Origin of the sequence: Streptomyces sp. NRRL F-2664, assembly GCF_000719345.1 — a bacterium.
Lineage (GTDB): Bacteria > Actinomycetota > Actinomycetes > Streptomycetales > Streptomycetaceae > Streptomyces.
On sequence record NZ_JOFX01000301.1, the window covers coordinates 1 to 638 of the forward strand.

A 638-nucleotide genomic window follows, 5' to 3' on the forward strand; every position below is an offset into this window, starting at 1 on the left:
GCGACTCATGCACCACTACTCACACCAGCCTCAGTGGTCCCAGCCAAACCAGAGCGCAGACCCATATAAAGAACCCCGAATATGGGCTAAACGCCCTCTTAGAGGGCGTTTTCGACTGGATTACCCGCATATCTGGCGATTCCCAGGATGCGAGATTGTGGTGCGGGTGAGGCTGCGGAGGTACTTGATGCCCGTGGGCCGGTGGATGCGACGGATGGGACGGGAGGCGATGTGCGCCTGTCTCATCCCAGGATGTCCGGCCCTTCGGGCCGTGCGCTTCCGTCGTCACCCCTGTGCGCCTGGGCGCACTCGGCCGGCGGCGGTACGACCGAAGCATGGACGGCCGCCGCGGTCACAGGGGCAGGGGCCGTGCAGGCGTCCCTCTTGTCGAAGCACTCCCAGGCACGGCATACAGCACCGACGTCTCACACGGCCCCTGCCAAGGCCAACAGCAGCCAACCTCGATGCCTATTAGGCCTACACCTCCCGGAAGAATCGCGCCTACCTGCGCAGACGCGGGATCAAGGCAGACATCCCCGAAAAGCGGGACCAGGTCGCCAACCGGAAGAAGAAGGGCGCACGAGGCGGCCGGCCCGTCAGTCATGACGCCGACCTCTGCAAGGAACGGAACACGGTCG

1 pseudogene is annotated in these 638 nt (G+C 64.6%); it reads left to right on the plus strand.

Annotated features, from left to right (window positions below):
• Positions 1 to 475: 475 nt before the first annotated feature.
• Positions 476 to 638: pseudogene (locus IF89_RS44155) on the plus strand (IS5/IS1182 family transposase); the annotation flags it as partial.